We start from the raw sequence: 7,608 nt of genomic DNA on the forward strand, positions 1-7,608 counted from the left end.
ACCGGAGCCCGCGCCTCTGGGCGACGGCCCAGTCCACGGGAGCGAGGCTGCGGGCTCCGGCGAGCGGCGCGGCCAGGGCGCAGCGGCGGCAGCCGCACGCGCCATTGTTGAGGCGGTGGGACGGGACTTTGAGGTCCGCCGCCTTGCCTTTACTCCGCCGCGCACCGGCTCTCACCAAGCCCAAGCGGGCAAACGCAATCAGGCAGGCGAAGGCAGCCGAGCCGGACGTTATATCCGCGCGGAGGCGCTGCGCGGTCCGGTCGTTGATTTGGCCCTGGATGCCACGCTGCGGGCCGCCGCGCCTTATCAACAGGCACGGCGGCAGCAAGCGTCGGACCGAGGCGAAGGGAGACCACGTCCAAGCGTGCTTATCGATTACAGCGATTTGCGTGTCAAGGTGCGAGAAAGCCGGACAGGGACGGCTTTGCTCTTCGTTGTGGACGCCAGCGGTTCGATGAATGCGGCCAAGCGGATGAAGGCGGTCAAGGGAGCGGTACTGTCGCTGCTGCGCGATGCTTACCGGCAGCGTGACAGCGTGGGACTGGTCGCCTTTCGCGACCGCGGAGCCGAGCTGCTGCTCGATATCACGCGCAGCGTTGAGCTGGCCGAGCGTCGATTGAAGTCGATGCCCGTAGGCGGGAAAACTCCGCTGGTTGCCGGATTGGAGAAAGGAGAGGCCACTCTTCAGACGCTGTTGCGTAAAGGAAGCGGGCTTGTACCGGCGATGATCATCCTGACGGATGGCAAAGTCAATGTCGGGGCCGCTTCGGGGCTTGACCCGTGGCGGGAGATCCAATCCGCAGGCATGCGTTATGCTGCCTATGGGATTCAGACCTTGGTGATTGATACGGAGCAAGGATTCGTTCGACTGGGCTATGCCCGCAAGCTGGCAGAAGCGCTGGGGGCACAGTATATCCGGCTGGAGGAATTGGAGGCCGGACAAATTGCCCAAGCCGTTCGGAAATTGGCCGCAGGAACCAAGGACATACACCGCCGATTTGATATGAAAAGATAAGGAGATGAGAGCTTGAACATCCTCGTCATCACAAACAACGAAGCATCGCAAGCCCATTTGTCAGCGGCGTACCGCAGGCTGGATGAAGCTCAGCGGCAGCAACTGAAGCTGACCGTCGTTGATCCGGGTGGCAACGAGACCGTCGATGCACCGGCGGACCTGAAAACAAAGCTTACAGCGAATGCCTTCGATATGATCATTTTTGATGCGCACGGCGTTCCAAAGGAAAGCGTGGAGCTGATCAAGAAAGTCCTCCAGGAAGGAACCGCACATATTGTTCCTGTCGGCGGGGATATCGCGGAAATTCGCTCATTGCTCCGATTAGGCCAACTGAGTGCCAACGATTTATCCCCTATGGGTACGATTTCGGAGGAAGGATTGGATAGGCAGGATCACCGCACAGACTACGATCGTTATACGAAAATGACGGAATATTGGCGGGGCGGCGGGACGGCAAATATGGTGGGGCTGCTCAGTTTGGCCGGCCGGGAATACGGTGGTTGCGATCTGCTGCCAGCTCCGACCGAGCCGAATTTTCTCCAAGAGATCTGCATTCTTGAGCCAGCAACCGGAACCCGCTTCGCCAGTCTAAATGACTATCGAAACAGCCGAGGATTTTCGGGAGAGCGGCAGACGGTGGCGCTGTTTTTTAACGGCAATGGGAATCTACAGGATATCAGCGAGTGCGTCGGGGAGATCATGAACCAAATCGAGGCGTTTGCCGATTGTTTGCCGATCGCTTTTCCTTCCGTAATGAATATATCGCTGGATCGGCTGGGCCAACTTTTGACCGAGGGAGGTCGGTCCGTTGATTTGATCGTGAACCTGCTTCCATTCCGTTTAGGGATTGGTCCGGGCGGAGGGGGAGCTGCCACAGGAAAAAAGTCCCTGAACGGCATGGGGTCTCGGGATCATGCGGACGGAGCGGTAACCTGGCTTGAGGAGCTGGGAGCACCGATGTTGCATCCGTTCCTCTTGTCCGGTACGACCGAGGAGGAGTGGCGCCAGTCTGTCCGAGGCGTAAATCCTGCCCAACTCATGGTACAGGTTGTGCTTCCGGAACTGGACGGGGCGATTGAGACCTATCCCATTGCCGCTTTGCGCCCTGAGGGGGAAGATCCTGAGCTGGGGATCGCTTTGAACAAGCTGGCATTGATTCCCGAGCGGGTGGAGAAGCTGGTTCAGCGCGTCAAGCGTTGGCTGGAGCTTCGCAGCAAATCCAACCGGGAGAAGAAGCTGGCTCTGATTTGCTATAACTATCCTCCCGGTGAGGCGAATGTGTTTGGCGGGTCTTTTCTGGATACCTTTGAATCGGTTGCCCGCTTGTTATCCCGATTGCGGGAGGAAGGCTACGAAACCGAGGAGATGACTGCGGAAGAGCTGCGTTCCCGGTTCGTAGCTGGGGGGCTGGTGAACTCCGGTCAGTGGACGTCGTTGGATCAGACAGACGGTCAAATGATCCGCTACACGGATGCCGACTTTGCGGGTAAACTAGCCGCCCGTGCCTGGGGCAAGGAAGCTGTAGAACGCTGGGGGCAGCCTCCGGGAGAGATTATGACGGAAGGGGAGAACTTCCTGATTCCAGGGATCGTGAATGGCCGTATTTTTATTGGATTGCAGCCATCTCGCGGGATCCACGAGGATCCTGAAAAATCCGTCCACGATCGATCCTTGCTTCCAACTCATCAATATACGGCCTTTTATCAATGGATTCGTGAGCAGTGGGGGGCAGATGCGGTCGTCCATATCGGGACTCACGGGACGCTGGAGTTTCAGCGCGGGAAGGAAGCCGGAATGTCAGGGGATTGCGTGCCGGACGATTTTATCGGGGATCTTCCTCATTTCTATTACTACTACGTGGGGAACCCCTCGGAAGCAATGATCGCGAAACGCCGCAGTCATGCGGTGTTGGTCGGCTATCAGGCCCCTCCGTTTACGGAGGCGGAGCTGTACGGCGAATGGGCGAACCTGGATGCACTGCTGCATGAATATCGTGAGGCGCAGCAGATGGATCCTGAACGCTGCGGGGATCTTCTTCGCAAGCTGCGAGAGGCGGGCGAAGCGCTTCATTTTGCTGCACAGACGCCGGAGGAGATGGAGGAGGAGCTGTACCGGATGCAGCGTTCCCTGATCCCAAGCGGATTGCATGTGCTGGGAGAGGGGTATGATCATGAAGCGGCCGCTGCTTATATGCGGTTTGTGCTTCGTCACGAACGGGGGACGGTCCGTTCCTTGCGGGGATTACTGGCTGAGCGAGAGGGATTTGTTGTGGAGGAGCTGAGCGCCGGAGGGCACACGGACGAATTACACCGGCTCGATCAGGCGGCTGCGCAGCTGGTCCATGAGTACCTGTCCACCAAGGCGCTTCCGGCTAGTGTGTCAAATGAGCCGCCGGAGTGGCAGGAGGCGGTGCGGCAAGCTCTGGAATTCGGGTATCGCGCCTATGAGAGCTCCATCAACAACCAAGAGCTGGAAGGCATGCTAAAGGCGCTGGAGGGACGTTATCTTCGTCCTAAGCTGGCTGGTGATGCAATCCGCTCGCCTGAAGTGATGCCGTCGGGATACAATCTCTACGCTTTTGATCCGCGGGCTGTACCTAGTGTGACCGCTGTGGAACGGGGGGCGCGCATCGCCGAAAACTCGATCCGTCAGTATTTTGAGCAATATGGAGAATATCCGGGAACAACGGCTGTTGTCTTGTGGGGGATTGAAACCTCGCGGACGCAAGGGGAGACGATCGGACAGATCCTTCGCTACATGGGAGTACGCGTCCGAGGCGAAGCCGGGTCATTTCGGACCGAATATGAGATCATCCCGCTGTCTGAGCTTGGCCGCCCGCGCCTCAACGTGGTGGTACATATGACCGGTTTGTTTCGCGACATGTTCCCTAATTTGTTAGAGGATTTAAACCGGATCTTTCAGCGGGTCTCCGAGCTGGAGGAGCCGGATGAGCTTAATTGGTTTAAGGTTCACACCCGCAAGACGGAGGAGCAGCTGCTGGCTGGCGGCTATGAACCGGAACGTGCGCGGGATCTGGCGAATGCTCGGATTTTTGGACCTGCGGAGGGCCAGTACGGCACGAATATGACCCGATTAATTGAAACGAAGCAGTGGAGCGACGAGACTGAACTGGGCCAGGCTTATGCGGACAGTCAGCAGTTTGTTTACAGCTTGAGGGAACGCGGTCAAGCGGAACCGGAACTCTATCGCATCCGTCTGATGGCCGTGGATGTCGTGTCGCAAATACGTTCCAGCCATGAATGGGAGGTAACGGATTCCGACCATTATTACGAGTATTTTGGCGGACTCTCCAAATCGGTAGCGATGGTGAAGGGAAGTCCGGTGGAGATTCATATTTCAGATTCAACCTTAGAGCAACCCGTCACCGAATCGGCAGAGCATTCGATTGCTCGTGGCGTACGTACCCGGCTGATCAATCCGAAATGGATAGACGCCTTGCTCCAGCATCCTTATCACGGGGCGCAGCAAATCGCCAAGCGCGTCGAGTACGTGCTGGGACTGGCCGCAACCACCGGCAAAGTTGAGCCCTGGGTGTTCGACCAGCTCCATGAAACCTATGTTGCCGACGAAGAGCGAAGCCGGCAGATGGAGGAGAACAATCGCTGGGCATATCACGGGCTGGTGGAAACGTTGCTGGAAAGCCATCAACGGGGATACTGGGAACCTGATGAAACCCAATTGGAGATGCTCCGCCAGAAATATCTCGATCTTGAGGGAGATTTGGAAGGGCAAACGGACGACAAGGTTCTTCTTTCTTGATATAATAAGCAATAAGATTCAAAGTTTCAGATCGCATGCTCCTCTTACCTGAGGTAGCATGCTTTTTTTCAGGGAGAACCTGACCGATACCCTAACTTAGGCGGGATTACATGAACTATCCAAGTATTGAAACCGAGCGATTGCATTTGAGAGAATTGACCTTGGAAGATGCTGATGCGGTTTTTAAGCATTTTTCGGTGCCGGAAGTCACGCGATTTATGGACATAGAGCCTTGTCAAGACCTCCAGGAGGCGGAGGAGGTTATCGCCTTTCATATCCAGGATTCGGGATGCCGATATGGCTTGTTTTGCAAAGAATCTAAGGAGCTCATCGGGACTTGCGGATACCATTGCTGGTCTACCGATGATCACCAGGAAACCAAAGCGGAAATCGGATTTGACTTGGCTCCGAACTTTTGGGGCAAGGGCTTGATGCAGGAGGCGTTAAACCCATTGATTCGCATGGGGTTTGATGTGATGGGCCTGGATTATGTAGAGGCGACAACGGAGCCTGAGAATATTCAATCGCAGAGGTTGCTTAAGAAGTTGGGATTTGACCAAGAACGTGAGTTGAAGGACGGCCTGATCTATTTTACATTAAGGAAAAAGAAACTTTAGTACATCAACCGAGCAAAAATGAATCAAGGAAGCTCAGACCACAAATGACCCAGCCTTAGAAATGAGCGATCTAGGCTGGGTTGTTTTTATAATGGGGGGATTTATGTGAGAATCGAGCAAGCCAATCCAACCAATCTGGATGACGTTACTCGTTTGGCGTTGAAATTGTGGCCGGAGCATGCATGGCGGGAGCTGCGGAACGAGTTGAAGGACTTGCTGGCGTCTGAGAAAGATCGTATCTTTCTTGCAGTCAAGGAAGGGGACACGATTGGCTTTTTGCACATGTCTCTCCGATTTGACTACGTCGAAGGCTCCAGCTCAAGTCCGGTTGGTTACGTGGAAGGGATTTATGTCGATGAGAACTATCGAAACCAGGGCGTTTCAAGAAAACTAGTGGAAGCGGGAGAAGCTTGGGCCAAATCGCTTGGGTGTAAGGAGATCGGCTCGGATACGGAGCTGGACAATTACGGAAGCCAAGCCTTCCATCAGCGGATGGGGTTTAAGGAAGCGGGCAGAATCGTGGCGTTTATTAAAGAAATTGATTAAGTTGAAAGGATGGAAATCTAATTGAAATGCAAAAGTGCAGTTAGTTTAGGGCGATACAGGCGGAAAAGTGGGAAATAGGCGGAAATGAACTGCACTTTTGCAGTTAAAGCCCACGACAAGCACTCGCGTTGCATTAACTTTTCAAACGATATTTCAAATCAACAATTTACTAAATCTGCAAATTATAGGCTGGTTTTCATGTACAAAAATAAAGAAATCCCCTAATGTTGAGTTGATCCAAAGGTTATCCATCAACCTCTCAACAAAAGGAGATTTCTATGGATAACAGTACAAATTTAAGTGTCATATGTCAATGTCTACAAATGTTAAATATTAATTCTTCCCGAGATAGCGTTTTGGATTATCGTGCTCGCAAGCTTTTTGTCGGTTCTTCCCTACTGCTGTTCATTGAAGCCCAGTTACAGCAACGAGAGTCTTATGCTGAAATGTCCGAGCATCTTGAAGCCAATGAAGATTTTCAAGCGATACTTGGTGGACTTGAAAGCATAAGCCCATCCCAACTCTCGCGGAAAATGAAGAAGCTTCCCCTAGAGAACCTTCACCTGCTTTTCATGCAAGTAACGAGACAAATCCAACAACTAACGGAGAATAAGCCAGGAATCACGACTAAGATCGGAAAGCTCGCGATCATGGATTCTACTCAAATCACCTTGCCAGCGATTCTTTCCAAATGGGCTTACTGCTCTGCGTCCAATCACGGCGTGAAAATGCACACTTCACTTCTAGTCGTCGACGCGAAGACGATGGTTCCAGATAAAATCATCGCCTCAACCAAAGATGTCGCAGACCACGAAGTTGCCCCAAACTTTACGGTCGATAAAGAAGTGACCTATGTGATGGACCGGGGCTATCAGGTACACAAGCATTTTCAAGCCTGGGTGGACCAAGGGATGAAGTTTGTGGCTCGGGTTAAGGATAATACCCGATTGACGATCCTCAAGGAACGGGCTCTTCCCAAGCGGGGAGATTTCATTCGGGATGCGGATGTAACTCTGCCAGGGCAGCAAATGAAGTTGCGACTCATTGAGTTTCAGGATCAGCAAGGTCGTTTATATCGCCTTGTGACAAGTCGCATGGATTTATCCGTGCACCAAATTGCAGATGTATATCGGCATCGTTGGCAAATCGAGCTATTCTTTAAATGGATTAAGCAACACCTCCGTTTAGTGAAGCCTCATGGGTACACCGCAGAAGCCATCTGGAACCAGATGTATATCGCGTTGATATCCTATGCTCTGTGCCTGTTGCTACGCCTGAAGCTAGAGTGCAAGCAAACCGTTTGGCAGTTACTTCGATTGATTCGACTCTATGCCGATCGGTCATGGACTAGGCTGCATGAAGCCTTATTCAAAAAGCCCACACGGAGTTCAAAAGGACGAACGAAGCGAAACGGTCGGCCCCCCAAGCAGGCGAACAAATCGATGAAGCCACGAATCATTGTAGAAGTATTGAACTAAATACTTAAATTTTAAAAAATGGGTAACGTGCGGGTTTAATCCCCTCTAAACTTTTTCAAATTTAAGCAAAGTGTGTCTGTAAAATATATACTAATATGGTTTATATATACTGTATCGTTGTTCTGTATTTGTCTGAATCAAAGCAGAAAGAAGTCTTAATGCAACGCTAGTG

At 52.8% G+C, this 7,608-nt stretch carries 5 protein-coding genes; all 5 read left to right on the forward strand.

Annotation, left to right across the window (positions count from 1 at the left end):
- The coding region (locus tag PBA01S_RS22080) for a vWA domain-containing protein (RefSeq protein WP_127576749.1) at positions 1-1,015 on the forward strand (1,015 nt) is incomplete at its 5' end.
- A gap of 12 nt (positions 1,016-1,027) precedes the next feature.
- Positions 1,028-4,795: a cobaltochelatase subunit CobN gene (locus PBA01S_RS22085; protein WP_127576750.1), complete on the forward strand. Its 3,768-nt coding sequence runs from the start codon at positions 1,028-1,030 to the stop codon at positions 4,793-4,795.
- 110 nt (positions 4,796-4,905) lie between these two features.
- Complete coding sequence (locus PBA01S_RS22090; protein WP_127576751.1) at positions 4,906-5,412, forward strand: GNAT family N-acetyltransferase; 507 nt, start codon at positions 4,906-4,908, stop codon at positions 5,410-5,412.
- A 105-nt stretch (positions 5,413-5,517) separates the two neighbouring features.
- The gene (aac(6'), locus tag PBA01S_RS22095) at positions 5,518-5,958 is read left to right on the forward strand and encodes an aminoglycoside 6'-N-acetyltransferase (protein ID WP_085278298.1); all 441 of its coding nucleotides are present in this window, start codon (positions 5,518-5,520) and stop codon (positions 5,956-5,958) included.
- A 278-nt stretch (positions 5,959-6,236) separates the two neighbouring features.
- Positions 6,237-7,436 carry an IS4 family transposase gene (locus tag PBA01S_RS22100; protein ID WP_009227155.1) on the forward strand — a complete coding sequence of 400 codons (1,200 nt, stop codon included), beginning with the start codon at positions 6,237-6,239 and terminating at the stop codon, positions 7,434-7,436.
- Positions 7,437-7,608 lie beyond the last annotated feature (172 nt).

The sequence above is a fragment of the Paenibacillus barengoltzii NBRC 101215 genome, assembly GCF_004000745.1.
GTDB lineage: Bacteria > Bacillota > Bacilli > Paenibacillales > Paenibacillaceae > Fontibacillus > Fontibacillus barengoltzii.

Excerpts from the sequence above, each read along its gene's own strand:
- PBA01S_RS22090 (WP_127576751.1), top strand. The coding sequence starts at position 4,906 with ATGAACTATCCAAGTATTGAAACCGAGCGATTGCATTTGAGAGAATTG.
- PBA01S_RS22100 (WP_009227155.1), top strand. The coding sequence starts at position 6,237 with ATGGATAACAGTACAAATTTAAGTGTCATATGTCAATGTCTACAAATG.